The sequence below is a fragment of the Oscillibacter ruminantium GH1 genome (genome assembly GCF_000307265.1).
In the GTDB taxonomy this organism is placed as follows: Bacteria; Bacillota; Clostridia; order Oscillospirales; family Oscillospiraceae; genus Oscillibacter; species Oscillibacter ruminantium.
The window spans coordinates 209,117-223,692 of the sequence record NZ_DF158899.1 but is presented as its reverse complement, the minus strand read 5'-3'; the positions used below and the strand labels follow the sequence as shown (position 1 = coordinate 223,692).

19 protein-coding genes are annotated in these 14,576 nt (G+C 50.3%); 15 read left to right on the top strand and 4 right to left on the bottom strand.

The genetic code is table 11. The features are described 5' to 3' along the window. Positions 1-146: 146 nt before the first annotated feature. The 15 genes from ON16_RS11285 (at position 147) to ON16_RS16260 (ending at position 11,282) form a co-directional block, all read left to right on the top strand. Positions 147-572, top strand: a complete 426-nt coding sequence (locus ON16_RS11285; protein ID WP_040662485.1) for a Lar family restriction alleviation protein — start codon at positions 147-149, stop codon at positions 570-572. Positions 573-718: 146 nt separating this feature from the next. After that, the gene (locus ON16_RS11280) at positions 719-1,198 is read left to right on the top strand and encodes a hypothetical protein (protein WP_040662482.1); all 480 of its coding nucleotides are present in this window, start codon (positions 719-721) and stop codon (positions 1,196-1,198) included. A 35-nt stretch (positions 1,199-1,233) separates the two neighbouring features. Continuing rightward, positions 1,234-1,785, top strand: a complete 552-nt coding sequence (locus tag ON16_RS11275) for a hypothetical protein (protein WP_144032100.1) — start codon at positions 1,234-1,236, stop codon at positions 1,783-1,785. Positions 1,786-1,913: 128 nt separating this feature from the next. After that, a complete protein-coding gene (locus ON16_RS11270) occupies positions 1,914-2,399 on the top strand; it encodes a hypothetical protein (protein WP_040662477.1) in 486 nt (161 codons plus the stop codon). Next, positions 2,377-3,621, top strand: coding sequence for a PBSX family phage terminase large subunit (locus tag ON16_RS11265; protein WP_051131713.1), 1,245 nt, complete (start codon positions 2,377-2,379; stop codon positions 3,619-3,621). Before ON16_RS11270 ends, ON16_RS11265 begins: the two co-directional genes overlap by 23 nt. After that, positions 3,618-5,522, top strand: a complete 1,905-nt coding sequence (locus ON16_RS11260) for an anti-CBASS protein Acb1 family protein (RefSeq protein ID WP_243441823.1) — start codon at positions 3,618-3,620, stop codon at positions 5,520-5,522. Before ON16_RS11265 ends, ON16_RS11260 begins: the two co-directional genes overlap by 4 nt. Further along, the gene (locus ON16_RS15375) at positions 5,455-5,742 is read left to right on the top strand and encodes a CPCC family cysteine-rich protein (RefSeq protein WP_369384304.1); all 288 of its coding nucleotides are present in this window, start codon (positions 5,455-5,457) and stop codon (positions 5,740-5,742) included. The genes ON16_RS11260 and ON16_RS15375 overlap by 68 nt, the downstream gene beginning before the upstream one ends. Before the next feature lie 64 nt (positions 5,743-5,806). Continuing rightward, the gene (locus ON16_RS11255; protein WP_051131712.1) at positions 5,807-6,931 is read left to right on the top strand and encodes a phage minor capsid protein; all 1,125 of its coding nucleotides are present in this window, start codon (positions 5,807-5,809) and stop codon (positions 6,929-6,931) included. A gap of 13 nt (positions 6,932-6,944) precedes the next feature. Continuing rightward, positions 6,945-7,415 carry a phage tail tube protein gene (locus ON16_RS11250; RefSeq protein ID WP_040662470.1) on the top strand — a complete coding sequence of 157 codons (471 nt, stop codon included), beginning with the start codon at positions 6,945-6,947 and terminating at the stop codon, positions 7,413-7,415. Between the two features lie 3 nt (positions 7,416-7,418). Next, entirely contained in the window at positions 7,419-7,868 is a 450-nt protein-coding gene (locus tag ON16_RS11245; protein ID WP_040662466.1) for a phage tail assembly chaperone, read from the top strand. Positions 7,869-8,024: 156 nt separating this feature from the next. Further along, a complete protein-coding gene (locus ON16_RS11240) occupies positions 8,025-9,680 on the top strand; it encodes a hypothetical protein (RefSeq protein ID WP_040662463.1) in 1,656 nt (551 codons plus the stop codon). Beyond that, positions 9,670-9,858: a hypothetical protein gene (locus ON16_RS11235; protein ID WP_040662461.1), complete on the top strand. Its 189-nt coding sequence runs from the start codon at positions 9,670-9,672 to the stop codon at positions 9,856-9,858. Before ON16_RS11240 ends, ON16_RS11235 begins: the two co-directional genes overlap by 11 nt. Positions 9,859-9,871: 13 nt before the next feature. After that, positions 9,872-10,294 (top strand): hypothetical protein, encoded by a 423-nt coding sequence (locus ON16_RS11230; protein ID WP_243441821.1) that lies wholly within the window; start codon positions 9,872-9,874, stop codon positions 10,292-10,294. After that, positions 10,278-10,973 (top strand): CHAP domain-containing protein, encoded by a 696-nt coding sequence (locus tag ON16_RS15080; RefSeq protein WP_051131711.1) that lies wholly within the window; start codon positions 10,278-10,280, stop codon positions 10,971-10,973. The genes ON16_RS11230 and ON16_RS15080 overlap by 17 nt, the downstream gene beginning before the upstream one ends. Positions 10,974-11,168: 195 nt before the next feature. Then, positions 11,169-11,282 carry a lysozyme gene (locus ON16_RS16260; RefSeq protein ID WP_144032099.1) on the top strand — a complete coding sequence of 38 codons (114 nt, stop codon included), beginning with the start codon at positions 11,169-11,171 and terminating at the stop codon, positions 11,280-11,282. Positions 11,283-11,346: 64 nt separating this feature from the next. Here the strand turns inward: ON16_RS16260 and ON16_RS11220 are convergent, their stop codons facing one another. From ON16_RS11220 to ON16_RS16070, 4 genes are all read right to left on the bottom strand, one after another. Continuing rightward, the gene (locus tag ON16_RS11220; protein ID WP_040662458.1) at positions 11,347-11,964 is read right to left on the bottom strand and encodes a hypothetical protein; all 618 of its coding nucleotides are present in this window, start codon (positions 11,962-11,964) and stop codon (positions 11,347-11,349) included. Between the two features lie 317 nt (positions 11,965-12,281). Continuing rightward, positions 12,282-12,590 (bottom strand): hypothetical protein, encoded by a 309-nt coding sequence (locus tag ON16_RS11215; protein WP_040662455.1) that lies wholly within the window; start codon positions 12,588-12,590, stop codon positions 12,282-12,284. A gap of 17 nt (positions 12,591-12,607) precedes the next feature. Then, positions 12,608-13,888, bottom strand: a complete 1,281-nt coding sequence (locus ON16_RS11210; RefSeq protein ID WP_040662452.1) for a YaaC family protein — start codon at positions 13,886-13,888, stop codon at positions 12,608-12,610. Positions 13,889-14,281: 393 nt separating this feature from the next. Continuing rightward, positions 14,282-14,576, bottom strand: a 295-nt coding sequence (locus ON16_RS16070; protein ID WP_207643787.1) for a hypothetical protein, incomplete at its 5' end; no start/stop codon positions are given.

The window sequence follows — 14,576 nt, the reverse complement described above, 5'->3', positions numbered from 1 at the left end:
TATCAACGCTTTCCTCGGTACTGACTTTTCGCAGGAAGATATGACAGAAATTTATACGTACCTTGGCAACCGATGCAACCACGAAAAAACACTGCGTTTTATTCGGTCAGGATACGATATGTCAGCACTTGCAAAGGAGGCCCCCAATGAGTGAATTGAAGCCGTGCCCGTGCTGCGACGCGGATAACCCGTTTAAGAGAGCAATCCCAGAAGTCGGAATCCCATCGGGAGATAGCGGATACCGCGTGACAATCAAGTGCCGTGACTGCGGTTGCTCAATAACACGCTGGGCGTTGAAAAAAGCATGGGCTATCGAATCTGCCGAAGCCGCCTGGAACCGCCGCGCCCAGCCCGACAACGCTCCCCTTACCCTCGACGAGCTGCGGGGGATGGACGGGGAGCCGGTGTATATTGTTGGGCGGCTTTACGGAGGGTGGACGGTGCCTTGGCGTAACGCAGCAAAGTATATCGCCAGATGCCCCGATGAAGCGAATATCAGCCATTACCCGAAAGACTACGGCAAAACGTGGCTCGCCTACCGCACCAAACCGGAGCCGCCGGAACGTTCATAAAAAAGCAGCCCCATTTCTGAGGCTGCCAAAAGGAAAGAGGAGGTCTGCATATTTTTTTGGAGACTAGAACCCATGGATTATGGAGCTGCGGCTATGCTGATTGCCGCACGTTATAGTATATGCGAGAAGACGCAGGAGGTGCACGATTGAGCAGAAAACCAGTTTTACCGTATGACGTTCGGCAGGAATGCCTTTGGATAGTTCGTGGTTACGAGCGCCGGGTGAAAGCGTACCATGAGGCGCGACGGGAGATTATAGACGGTACGGCCTGCAACTTCACGGATACAAAAGCCACAAAGGATAAGCCAAGCATTCGGTCGTTCATGCCGCATTCTGGAGGAGACGGGCGACCGGCAGAGAGCAAAATGGAACAGTTGGCCGCTATTGAGGACTGGCCAGAGACGCAGCGGATGAGGGCGGTAGAGCAAGCGAAGCTACATATCGGACTGGATATCCAGAATGATGAATTGCGGCAAAGGCTGGCGGAAGGGATTCTGCTGAACTGTGAGAGCCACAAAAGATATCCGTATATGCTTTTAAACCTTCCGGGAGTCAGCGAACACGGATTTAAGCGAAGGAAGGAAAAATTTCTGATAGAAATCGCGGAATTTCTTGGCATACTTTGAAAAATGGGCCACGAACCACTTTTAAAAGGCGTAATATGTCAGTATGGGAATCCGATGGGAGCCGTCTGAAACACGGCGGCTCCCGCTACATGCAGAGCAGCCAACAGGCTATGTGGGTCAACACCACGGCTTTGCATCATACTCCTTCATCACCTCGGTCTGTTGTCCCGAATATAATGGGGCGGAAGGTGGGGATGAAATTGTTTTCTAAAATAACAAATCCAGAAATCTTCATCTACGATGGAGAGACAGGCGAACCTATATCTCAGACACAGTTCAGTCTATCCCTTGAAGCAGAGCGGGCATTACTCGATCTGGTAAATTACAATATAATCCCGCCAAGGCTTTTGCTGCTCGATCTGAAATTCAAACCCGCACAGAACTACATTCCGCCGTCGCTGAGCGGACCGGTTAAGCGCATAGGGGTCATTAAGGGGCTGTTTACGGACGCTTACTCCGGAGAACTGATACCAGTGGAAATACGCATCAGATACGACGCAAGAGCTAGGGGAAATCTTCAAGGAGGAGCGTACTTTTTTGACAGCGTAGAATATAGCAACATAGAATTAGAGGAAGTCATCTATTAACAAGACAGCCGTCCTTCTGGGCGACTGTCTTGTTTGCGGTCACAAGTGGGTATAGTCCGTGCTGATGTATGTAGGCAGGGGTGGGAGCCAAGTGATGGGTATTTTCGGACAAGAGAGGTGAGTTCTTTGTGGCGAAAGGTAAATATCAGGAATGGCTTGAGCCTGACGGACTTACCCGGCTGGAAGGCTGGGCGCGGGATGGCCTGACTGACGAGCAAATAGCGCACAACTGTGGAATTACAACGACGACGCTGTACGATTGGAAGAACAAGTATCCTGCCATTTCTGAGGCCCTAAAAAGGGGCAAGGATGTTATTGACATTGAGGTGGAGAATGCCCTGCTGAAACGGGCGCTCGGTTACCGATACGATGAGGTGACGCGCGAAAAGACTACCGACAAGGAAACGGGATTCTCCTGCTTGACGGTTACGAAGAGAGTCACAAAAGAAGTTCTTCCCGACACCACGGCTCAGATCTTTTGGCTAAAGAATCGGCGGCCAGACAAGTGGCGCGATAGGATTGAGACCGTTTCTGCCGGTGCACAGTCTGCCGAGGACGACCCCATTACCAAATCCCTGAAGGAGGCTGCCGATGCTGTCAAAAAAGCAGACTGACATTCTCCACTGGCCTTACACGGGCCGCACGGCTCTGATCTGTGACGGGGCGGTCCGGTCCGGAAAAACCTCCATAATGTCCTTGTCGTTCATTCTGTGGGCGATGGGGAATTTTAATAACTGCAATTTCGGCTTGAGCGGAAAAACCGTCGGCTCGGCAGAGCGCAATATCATTCAGCCGCTGCTGAGTATCACCTACCTGCGCCAGAATTTCAACATGGTTTATTCCAGATCGACGCATCAGCTGATCGTGAGTCGCGGGAAAAAGCAAAACCGATTCTATGTGTTCGGCGGCAAGGACGAATCGTCCTACATGCTGATTCAGGGCATTACGCTGGCGGGAGTCCTGCTGGATGAGGTTGCCTTGATGCCGCGATCCTTTGTGGAGCAGGCGTTGGCTCGCTGCTCTGTCAGCAATGCGAAATTCTGGTTTAACTGCAATCCGGATGTGCCGGAGCACTGGTTCAACAAGGAGTGGATTTTACATGCCGCAGACAAAGACGCCACGCACCTGCATTTCACCATGGAGGACAATCCGTCGCTGTCGAAGGAGACGATAGACCGATATAAGTCCCTGTACACCGGCGTGTTCTACCAGCGTTATATTCTGGGCTTGTGGGTGGCGGGCGACGGAGTTATTTACGACATGTTCAGCCGAGATGTCAACGTCTATACGGACGAACAGAGGCCGCAGGGGCTCCCATACCTCGCTGTACGCCATATCTCATGCGACTACGGTACAGCTAACCCGCAGGTGTATCTGGACATCTACGACGACGGAGAGCGCGTCTGGGTGGATCGGGAGTACCGATGGGACAGCCGCAAAGAAAGACGGCAAAAAACAGATTCCGAATATGCGGATGAGCTCCAGACGTTTATGGGAGCTGATCCGCAGTTTTTATGCCCGGTGATCGTAGACCCTTCGGCGGCCAGCTTCATTTTGGAACTGCAGCGTCGCGGCGTCTATGTCACCCAGGGCGATAACAACGTCCCAGACGGTATCCGGCGAGTGGCGCAGCTGTTCAGCCGGCGGGTGCTGATGATTCACGATACCTGTGAGGGCCTGATCGGTGAGCTTGGTTCCTATGTCTGGGATGATAAAGCGGCCAAGATGGGCGTTGAGAAGCCCGTCAAGACAATGGACCATGGTCCCGATGCCCTGCGCTATTACGTCAATACCGCGCTGCCTAAGTGGCGGTATGGAGAGGAGAATGTAATTTGAGCCGAAGAAATAAACAAGTGCAGACCATGGATGCATTCTCTAACCCGATGTTCCGTCTGGGGTATGGCTCTCAGTCGCCGCTGGAAGCCACGCAGTATCCCATGACCCGCATGACACAGAATTACGCGCTGCTGAACAGCCTGTATCGTGACAACTGGATCGTGCAGAACATCATCACAACGATTCCAGACGATATGCTGCGCGAGTGGGTGAAACTGGACGGCCTTACACCGGAGGCTCAGGATCAGATTGACCGCGCAGTTCGCAGAACATCGCTCCGCGACCGATTGTCCAAGGGCCTGTACTGGGGGCGGCTATACGGCGGCGCGGTTGGTGTGATTCTGATTCGAGGGCAAGAAGATCTGGCGCAGCCGCTTGATCTGGATGCAGTGCTTCCGGGGACGTTCCTCGGTCTGTATGTGGTCGACCGTTGGAGCGGAGTATACCCCGACATGGAGCTGGTAACCGACATGGCAGACCCGGATTTCGGACTTCCTGCCTATTACTCCGTGCAAGATGCTAACGGAGGAACGGTGCAGCGCGTGCATCATTCTCGTGTGGTGCGATTCACAGGTCGTGAGCTTCCTTATCTGGAGAAGATTGCGGAAACATACTGGGGTGCGTCTGAATTGGAGGCCATCTATGACGAAATCGTTAAGCGGGACAACGTCTCTCATAATCTGGCGGCGCTGACCTTTAAGGCATGCAGGGACTACATGGAAGTGGACAACGTCGATCAGATCCTTTCTATTGGTTCTCCGGCTATGCAGAAGCGGCTCTACGATACGCTGCAGGCGCAGAGCGTCTTAGACACCAACTTCGGGATGCGCATCGTCAACAAAGGCGACGGCATCCACAACACGCAATACACTTTTTCGGGGCTTGCTGATGTGTATAACACCGTGATGATGGATGTCTCCGGCGCCGCACGCATCCCGGTCACTAAGCTGTTCGGGAGATCGCCCGCGGGGATGAATGCTACAGGAGAGAGTGATCTTCAGAATTATTACGATTATATCGACACGAAACGGGAAAGCGATCTGCGTCCCATTTTGGAGCGGCTTCTCCCGGTGCTGTGCCTTTCTTGCTGGGGACAGGTGCCAGATGGGATCGGGATAACCTTTCCGCCGCTCTGGACGCCCAAGGCAACAGAGGTTGCGGATATTGTGGATAAGAAGTCCGGATCTGTTCTGGCCGCCTACCAAGGAGGACTGCTAGACAAGGGGACGGCGCAGAAGGAACTCAAAAAGATGTCTGATGATACAGGCATGTTTGACAGTATCCCCGATGAACAGATCCAGCAGAACGCCGGTGTCACGTATCAGGACACACAGGCAATGCGCGATCCACTGGCTGCACTGACAATGGGCGCAATGCCAACGGCTGACGGAGGAGCCGGCAGCGGAAATTTTAGTCACGCCGGACGCCCTGGTCAGGTGGGTGGATCCGGCGGAGGTGGGGGCTTGACAAACGGCGCTCAAAGTGGTAGTCTACAATCTTCTCAAATGCCGGAATGGAGCAGCAAGCAGGCTAAGGAACCATTTGACTATTGGGAGCTGTCTGCGGATAAGACCGGGTTTCCTAGGAGATGGGTTGCAAAAGATTTTTCGCCATCCGCAAGGGCGCAGCATTTCAAAGACCACGGCGCGTCTGTTGAAGCAGCCAGTGAAGAAGGTTATGTGGAAAAGGCCCGTGCGTTCCTGGCGTCTCCGAGAGGAAAGCATGGGGACGCATTTGTAAGATCAAACGGCGATGTTTGCCGCTATGATTACGAGGGCGGACTATATGCGGTGGCAACGAGTTCTGGGACGATAAAAACATTTTGGAATCTAAATGCTGATCGTGGAAACAGAAATGCAGTGCGATACTGGGAGAGGGATAAACTCGATAATGGAAAGTAATAAAAAATACCCCTGCCCGATTTGCGGAGCAATGTGCATGAGTGAACCAAAGGGCAGCTTCGATATCTGCCCAGTATGCGGGTGGGAGGACGATTACGTGGGGCGTGATTATCCGAACGATCCGGGTATGAACGGAGACTGGAGTATCAATCAAGCAAAAAAGGCGTGGGCCTCTGGCGAAACAATCAAGAAAAATTATCCGAACCCCAACAAAAAATAATTGCATCTCAAAGCGTCAGGCGTATGCCCGGCGCTTTTCTGATGCCCGCAGGAGGTGACCACTAGTGCCAGCAAGTCCACAGAGAATTGAAGAGGCTCTGCGTGCGGTCTACCTGAAGACCGAACACGATCTGGTGGACGCTATTGCCTATAAGCATTCAAAGGGCTTGATTGATTATTCAGAGCAGGCTGCGTTGGAACGGGTACAGCAGACGCTTGCAAACATGCAGGATGCCTGCTGGCGGTACGTTCCTATTCTTGTGGAGTCCAATTTTTATGTAGCCCACCCAGATGCGGCGAGGCTTTCCGAGAGTGCTGCAAAGCACATGGCGGGGTATATGAACGCCGGTGCGCTGACTGTTGAACAGACAGCGGTTGCGCAGATTCTAACATCAAATTTGATGTCCAGTATCCTCGACGCTTCCCGACATGCAGAGATCAGCGCGGATTATGCAATCGGGCGGCTGAGTGAGGATACCTTTCGCCGAGTCGGAATTGCCAGAGCAGCTGAGATGGAGGCCGCTGGTGGTGGGGCGTGGAACACGGCAAAGCAGATGGTTACGCAGCTCCGAGCCGATGGGCTGACCGCTTTTGTGGATAAGTCAGGCAGACGGTGGAGCCTGAGTGCTTATTGTAACATGGTTACACGCACGACCGCACGGCAGGCGGAAAACCTTGCGATACTCACCCGAGACCCGGAACAGGACCTGTTTCGGATATCCAGTCACGGAACGACCTGTCCCGCGTGTGCCCCATATGAGGGACGGGTTTACTCTAAAAGCGGAACAAACCCGGAGTATCCGCCGCTGTCTGCCGCTATGGGGAAGATCGACGCAGACAGCCCTGATTCGCTGATGAACAGCTATCTGGGGATTCACCCGAACTGCCTGCACACGCTGACGCCATATTCGACCATAGGCCTATCGGATGCGCAGATTCAGCGGGACAAAACATTTTCATCGTTCCACAGTAATCCGCCCAGTAGAGACCCGCGCAGTGAAGCGCAGATTGAGGCGTACCGGAAGCAGCAGGCAGCCCGCCAGAAGTATCTGAGGCTGCTGCAAGAATACCAGCAGTACCGAATCGCATTGGGCGACAAGGTTCCGAAAACTGCACAGACGTTCTTAAAACACCGCCTTGCCAATGATGCGAAGTATCAAAACTGGAAAGAGCTTTACAGCCGCCTTTAAGGGAGGCCAAGACATGAGTTATTTGCTCGAAAGAGACGGCCTGAACGGAAAAAGCGGAACGGCCTTCGCCACAATTAATGGGCGCAATGTACTGCTGTTCGGGCTGAAGAAGTTCGAGGCCAACGCAGAGTTCAACACCGCTGATTTCCCTGTTGTTGGCACGAAAAAGGTGCAGCAGAAGGTTACCGGCATGAAAACGTCCGGCAGCTTCACGATTTACTACGGCACGCCGGAGTTTATCAACATCGCACACCAATACCAGAATTCCGGCACGCTGCCGGAGATTACCTTGCAGGTGACGAACAACGACAACGGTTCTACCGTTGGTACGCAGACGGTCGCTTATTACGGCGTCAACCTCAGCAAGATTCCGTTGTCTCTGCTGGACGATTCGGCGGATTTCCTCGAAGAGGAAGTATCCTTTACAGCGTCCAGCTTTGAGCCGCTGAGCAGCTTCACGGCGCCTACGAATCTGGGAGGTTAAACTATGGGCAAACTGAGTGACTTTTTGCATCCTGTCCGGCAGGATGAAACGCAGGAGATCATTGTCTCTGATCGATTTGTTCAGCACGGGGATGACGGGGCTGTTGTCCTCGATGAAAAGGGAACGCCTATCCCTGCGCCGTTCATTATTCGGCCTGTGTCTGAGGAAATGAATACTGCTATTCGTAAAGGGTGCACTCGGTCTCACCGGGACCGCTCTGGAATGCTGGTGCAGGATTTTGACGTCAATGCCTATACGGCGCGGATCGTTATTGCGGGGACTGTTGAGCCTGATTTTGCGGCAGCCGAGATGTGCAGCGCTTACGGCGTGATCAACCCCGAAGATGTTCCTCGCAAAATGCTGTACTCCGGCGAGTATCGTAGATTGTCCGATGCCATCATGGACCTTTCAGGGTTTGGAGACGACATTCAGGAAGAAGCAAAAAACTCCTAACGGGGATGGACGTGTCTGTGGCGTGTGCATATTACCTGTGCATTCGCCACGGTGTCCTTCCCCATGTTGTTGAAGAAATGACAGACCGGGAACAAGCGCTCGTTCTGGCATTTGCGGAGAAAGAAAAGCGGGATTCCGAAAGGAAGTGAGTATGCATTGATTATCAGAGACGAACTGAAACTTGTAGATCATTATTCGTCCGTGCTGGATAAGGTCGCCTCGAAATCCACATCCACATCACGAGCCGTCCAAGCGGCGCAGCGGCAGGTGAGAGCCGAGAATGCCGCTGCGGCGCAAAGTGTCACGGCCAATGTGTCTGCTGCTGCAAGGTCCGCGCAGATGGATGTGAGCGCGGCCACACAGAGTATTATTGACCGCCTGTCTGCTATGGAGCAGGCTGCGTTAGAGGCGGTGACGGATGAACAGAGGGATGCGGCCATTTCCCAATTGGAAAAGAAAATGAAGTCCATGGGGCTTGCTTGGACGAGTGCCGCAGCTGAGGCGAACAGCGCCGAGTCCATCATGCGCGAGGGCTTGCAGGGTCTTGCGGAAAGTGGGGATTTAGCGGCTAATGCGATTGCAAGAGAGGCATACGCCGCTAAAAACGAAGAACAGGCCCACCGAAGCGTTATTTCCAGAATCGCTCGGCACACCGCGGAGCTATTAAAGAACGCCGGAGCCGCCGCAAGAGCGCGTCAATCGCATGATGCTCTCAGTAAGCGGCTGATTCGCATGGGGCTGATGATGTTCACCGCCCGCAGAATGCTGCGCTTCCTGTCGGACAGCTTAGAACGTGCCCCGGACAGCATTCAGAAGTCGTGGAGCGTCATGACCAGCGGTTTGAAAGACACGGTGGCCAGAGGATTTGTGGCGATGCTGCAAGGCATGCAGCCCGCAATAGACCGATTCAATGCGTTTATGAACAGCGAGAAGGGACAGCGCATTGCCCGGGGCATCGAAACGGCAATGCGAATGGCCGGTACTGCCGTCGGGTGGCTGCTGGATAAGATTACAGCGCTGGGCGAGTGGATCGGCGGGCATTTTCAGTCAGCGATGCAGGTCGCGGCTATCTTGATCGCCTTGTATGCCGCGAACATGCTGGTAGCCGCGGCTGCTACTTCCGCAGCAAATTGGCCTGTTCTGCTGCTCATCGCGAGCGTCATTATGATGGCGCAGGCTTTTAATGCTGCCGGATTTACCTCAGAGCAGGTGTTTGGGGCAATTGGGAAGGGCGCGGGGTGGCTGTATGCGCTGGTGCATAATCTGATTGCAGATGCGTGGAATACGATTGCCGTATTTGCAGAGTTTTTCGCAAACGTATTCAATGATCCGGTTGCCGCCGTTGCGCATTTGTTTTTTGATACCTTCGATAACATCTTGGGCGTTGTTGAAACCGCTGCAAGTGCAATCGACAAACTGCTCGGAACGAATATGGCTGCTGCGGTTTCTGGATTTCGAACGGATATGAATGCCTGGGTGAATCGCACGTTCGGAGAAAATCAGATTACCATTGATCGCATGGATCACATCGGCTATACCGATACTGCCAATGCGTGGGGAGCTGCGGCATCTGGGCTTGCCGGGAGTTTCTCTAATTTCTCGCTGGACAACGCCGCCGCCGTGGCACTGAAGAACATTGACAAAAACACCGCCAGCACTGCGAAGTCCGTTAAAAACCTTTCGGACGAGGAGCTGAAGTACATCGAGGATGTGGCGGTACGCAAATACACGGCGCAGATCAATACCACAAGCCTCACGCCGCACATTGTTGTGAATGTGAAGGGGAGCGGTAATAAAGAAGATGCAGATTAGTATCAAAATGCGGTACACCGGGACGCTGCCGTATCTCACCACGCTAATCGGAGCGCTTCAGGCGTCTACCGCAGTGGTTCTGACGGCCTATTTTGGAAAGGCCAAGGCGGAGAATATCAAAGGCGGCATCACCTATGACGCCGCCCTGGGAACAAATTTGGACAATAATGATTTATGAGGAGGAGTAAAAAATGAGTGTAGCAAACATGAGTATGCTGGTGGCAATTATCGGCGCACTGACCGTCCTGACAAACCTGCTGACGGAGGTGATCAAAAAAGCAACGTGGAGCAAGCTGCCCACTAATCTTGTGGTGGTGCTGCTGTCTGAGGTCCTTACGCTGGCCTCCGGAGCGGCCTATGCGCAGATCAACGGCGTGGCCGTCACGTGGTACATGGTCGTAGCCACTGTGATCGTCGGCTTGCTGGTTGCTTACAGTGCAATGTTCGGTTTCGATAAGCTGAAGGAGGCCTTGGCGCAGATTACCGTCGGGGACCTGCCGAAATCCTTAACGGTGCAGGCGGACGCTGACGTTGATTCTATCGCCGCTGCCATTGCTCAAAAGGTACAGAATGCCGCGGTTGAGGGGGCGGTGAGCAATGCCGAAAGCAAGTGATATCCTCTCCATCGCCCGGGCGGAGCTGGGGTATACGGAAAACCCGCAGGGCAGCAACCGGACGAAATATGGCAAGTGGTTCGGGTTGGACGGGAATCCCTGGTGCATGATGTTTGACCAGTGGTGCTTTGCCCAGGCCGGGGCCGCTTATCTGCTGCCCGTGCGCACGGCCTCCTGCGGGACCATGATGCGGGCAGCGCAGGCGGCGGGGTGCTGGGTGACTTGGGACTACCAGCCCGGAGACGTGGTGATCTACGACTTTCCCGGCGGTGCCGATACGGACCATACCGGCATCATAGAGAGCGTTACGGCAGCCGGGGTGGTCGCCATTGAGGGCAACACCGGGGCGGGTAACGACGCTAATGGCGGGCAGGTACAGCGGAGGTCCCGCAGCAACAATTTGATCAAGGGGGCCGTGCGACCCGCCTATGATGCGGAAGAAAGCGAGGAAGACGAAGTGGTTACTTATGAAAAGCTGAAGGATGTGCCGGAGAAGTTCCGGCCCATCATCGACAAGCTCATGACGGCGGGCATCATCCAGGGAGACGGCTCCGATGCGACCGGCAACGGCGACATCATCAACCTGACGCATGAGCAGGTGCGGACGCTGGTATTCATCTACCGCGGCGGAGGGTTTGACCGCAAGCTCCAGACCGTCGGGATGGAGACGGCGGTATAAGAAATGAGACTCCCCGGGGCTTACTATACGGTAGGCCCCGGGGAGTTTTGCGTCTTGGCAGAGATTTAAAAGATTCGTAATAGTCTACGCTTTTCTGCTTAACATATCATCAGTATTATCATACTTGCAAGAGACGAGTTTTTTCATTTTATCCTCTTTTTATCCGATCTCCTGAAGGAACAGGCCGGGCGTCGTATGGCGTCCGGCCTGTTCCCAGCAGACTACGCCCTCTATAACAAGAGCGGGGGCAAGGCCGTGGTGGGCCTGACGCGGCGCAGGAAAGCGGAGCAGGCGCTATATATTAAATAAGGTGTCCAAATCGGGCACAGAACTAAAGCCGCCTCTCAATTTTAGAGAGGCGGCTTTAGTATTTTTAAAAGTCAGGAAGATCTTGAAGACCTTTTACATAAAAATGTTCAACACCATACTCAAAACTAAAATAATCACACCCGTATGCAGATAAATTGCTGACAGATCCAGTAGCGTCCATTGACAGATATAATTCAAAGACCAATAGGGAGCCAAGTGCGTCTATACAGTTTTTAAGGGTTGCAGATTTAAAATTTTCATAACGTGCGTGTTTAATATCTGTGTATGCACGCCACCAGCCCAATCCTTCAACCTTCTTATTAGCATTATCAACAATCTTCCATTCAGATAAAGGAACTAAGTCTTCATAGTCCGTAGCTATTTTTGTCTTGACTATGTTAGGATATTTACTTAGAATTGTTTCTGATATTAACACGATATTAGATTTGCCTTTAAAATCTTTGTCTATGCTTTTACATAATAATTTACCTACTGTTTCGAACTCGGATGATGATGATAACAGAATTTTTAGAAATTCGTTGGAGTATGTATCGCCATTTGCAAGTACTGTTATTCCGCTTTTATCAACAGTGCTGTGATCTACATACTGCCTTGTATCATTGAGCTGAGAGCAGAGCGAGCAGAAATAGTACCAATAATGCATTATCTCTTTCTGATCCATGGGAAAATCCCCTCGTAATATCACATCATAAATATAGAGCCAAACCGTCTTCAGCGGTGGCATTGACCAAAATTTCGGCTACCGATATATTGCGACACAACATGAACTTAAAGAAAAGTAGCTGGAACGATATCAGTGGAGTTTTATTTATTGCGACTAGAAGTATAATTTCTCTTTTCCTATCCGCCGCAATCTTTTATTCGTAAGGCCTATGCAGTTACCATGCTTGTTAGAAATTCAGCAGTTGTGTCGCTCTATTTTTGCGCCCTTCTACAGATGAAATTAGATACTTATTATAAAAAACTCGAAGGAGAGGGTTAAAATCCGTTTTTAAGCATGTATTCAGCAATTCGTTCCATTCCGTTTTGCCTTAAAAAACGAATCAAGTGCTCGCGCGGAGGCCAATTGCTGGTATACGGCATATTATCAGGTCCAGTATAAAGGCCGCCGCCGGGGCCGGTATAGAGGCCGCCGCCGGGGCCGGTATAGAGGCCGCCACCGGGGCCAGTATAAAGGCCACCACCGGGGCCGGTATATGCACCGCCGCCGGGGCCAGTATAGAGGCCACCACCGGGGCCGGTATAGAGGCCGCCGCCGGGGCCGGTATATCGATTACGAATCCACATAGAACGATTTCTCCTTTTTACCTCTGAAGAATAGGATTGTAATTTGTTAAATATTGAGTTGCAATCATTGGAAATTTCAGTTCAAACAATCCTATGTATCGATTAATTAAAAGTGAAAATGGCTGTGAAACATTATTTGTCAAGATAGTATTCCATTCATGAGGTGAATAACGCATGATATTGCACAGAGCACTAATAATTAAGAAATGAAGGCACAGCTCGGGCATAACAAGCCCATCAACTGGTGACTCAACATACCACAAATCGCCTTTAATATCTTGGTAAATGGTTGGCGAAATGTGCGATAAGGAATCTGAATCAACGGTGACTTTATAACTTCCTTGATTTTCTGTTATATTGTTTGTCTTAAAGCATGATTCGAGTTTGACTCTATTTGGCTTGTTAACACCATCTCCAATATAAAAATTGTAGGTTATTTTGGAATTAATAATCCCGGTGTCAATACTAATTTTATGGACGACTCTACTGCTCGGCTCAACATTGGTATAATAACTTTGTAGCTCTGGAACCATTGACAGTAAAGATAAAAGTGAGATGCTAATAGAGTGGCTTTGTATGAACTCAAGGGATGGCAATAATGAATATTTAATATCTAAATTATTATAATGTATTTGCGATACTGGTATAGAAAATAGTAAATCCAAAAATGTCCCCGTTGGAATAGAGCCGCCAAAATTAATTGTTCCGTCACTGTGGTCATAATTATGACCGTGTGATCCTTTTAATGTCTCGATAGATTTATGCAGAGGAGAATTAATAACAATTATTGCATAAGCATACGCTGAGGCAGCATAAAAATCAATCAATGGCTTTGCAAGAATCTCAGCTTTTTGACCAGCTTGAAGTAAGATTCTTCCTTGCCGCATGCATTCCAGCAAAACCGTGGCTTTTGAAGTATTGAGTCCATCTTTTACGTTCGCTTTCTTTTTGCGGTATACTTCCTTAATATATTCATTAGTTTCAAGGGAATTTAGCAAGTCAGTGGTTGATTGGTCATATAATACTACATCAATCGGCAATACTTCGGGAATTGCACTGCTGGCAAGGCGAAAATTTATTTCACAGACTAATTTGAGGTAACAACGATTATACGCTGACAATTTCAAACCGACGGCTTTTTCTAAATAATCTTCAAGGCCCTTGTACTTTGATTTTTGCTCTGCCGTCATATTTTCAAAAGAATCTTTTGACTTTTCATATGCCTCCTCGTCACATTTTTCAAAAATTTTGCTGCCATTTGGGCATGACGATACACTGCACGACAACTTATAATACATGACGTTTCTCCCCTATTTATATTGTATTGTGTATTAAAAAGATTAGGGCATGTTTAAAATATTTGCAAGAAACAGGTTGCAATTTTCCAAATCAGCTTTCTTATATAGTTGAGTTCTGCGGATTACTGAATTGCGCAGATTTGCTAGAACTCGCTGCCGTGTAAGATTTAAATTCGGAACGATGTATATAATGCGCAAGAAAGTAAATGCACTTTTTAGATAGTACGTCAATAAACGTTGAAAAGCAACCCTCTACGACAATAAGCATCAGATTGACATTGAAGCAAGCCTCCTCCAAGCCTCGTCTTAGGTTCTTTTTTGCTCAAATGCACAAATTTCTGTAACCCACTTTATAACCCACTTTTTATTTTTAACTTGTAATTTTTATTTTCTTTAGAGACAATAATAGTCTGAAAAACCATTGAAAACAAAAGAAAATTTTCTTGCAAGCAAAATTTTGAGGGAGTTCAACTCTCCCCACCTCCACCAGAAAAGAAGCCTTGAGGAATCAAGGCTTCTTTGTTTTTTGCTCAGAGCATCAACAAATTCATGTTGCGCAACTGATGCGCTTAGAATCATGTTTAAAGCTGTTATGTGCAAAAATGAAAAAATTGCACCTAAATTTACACGCAGAAAGCCGGGTTGCTTACCCGGCTTTGTAAGGCTTTCAAAGCGTGTGGATATGCCG

Excerpts from the sequence above, each read along its gene's own strand:
- ON16_RS11285 (WP_040662485.1), top strand. The coding sequence starts at position 147 with ATGAGTGAATTGAAGCCGTGCCCGTGCTGCGACGCGGATAACCCGTTT.
- ON16_RS11275 (WP_144032100.1), top strand. The coding sequence starts at position 1,234 with ATGTCAGTATGGGAATCCGATGGGAGCCGTCTGAAACACGGCGGCTCC.
- ON16_RS11265 (WP_051131713.1), top strand. The coding sequence starts at position 2,377 with ATGCTGTCAAAAAAGCAGACTGACATTCTCCACTGGCCTTACACGGGC.
- ON16_RS15375 (WP_369384304.1), top strand. The coding sequence starts at position 5,455 with ATGCTGATCGTGGAAACAGAAATGCAGTGCGATACTGGGAGAGGGATA.
- ON16_RS11250 (WP_040662470.1), top strand. The coding sequence starts at position 6,945 with ATGAGTTATTTGCTCGAAAGAGACGGCCTGAACGGAAAAAGCGGAACG.
- ON16_RS11245 (WP_040662466.1), top strand. The coding sequence starts at position 7,419 with ATGGGCAAACTGAGTGACTTTTTGCATCCTGTCCGGCAGGATGAAACG.
- ON16_RS11235 (WP_040662461.1), top strand. The coding sequence starts at position 9,670 with ATGCAGATTAGTATCAAAATGCGGTACACCGGGACGCTGCCGTATCTC.
- ON16_RS11230 (WP_243441821.1), top strand. The coding sequence starts at position 9,872 with ATGAGTGTAGCAAACATGAGTATGCTGGTGGCAATTATCGGCGCACTG.
- ON16_RS15080 (WP_051131711.1), top strand. The coding sequence starts at position 10,278 with ATGCCGAAAGCAAGTGATATCCTCTCCATCGCCCGGGCGGAGCTGGGG.
- ON16_RS16260 (WP_144032099.1), top strand. The coding sequence starts at position 11,169 with ATGGCGTCCGGCCTGTTCCCAGCAGACTACGCCCTCTATAACAAGAGC.
- ON16_RS11220 (WP_040662458.1), bottom strand. The coding sequence starts at position 11,964 with ATGGATCAGAAAGAGATAATGCATTATTGGTACTATTTCTGCTCGCTC.
- ON16_RS11215 (WP_040662455.1), bottom strand. The coding sequence starts at position 12,590 with ATGTGGATTCGTAATCGATATACCGGCCCCGGCGGCGGCCTCTATACC.
- ON16_RS11210 (WP_040662452.1), bottom strand. The coding sequence starts at position 13,888 with ATGTATTATAAGTTGTCGTGCAGTGTATCGTCATGCCCAAATGGCAGC.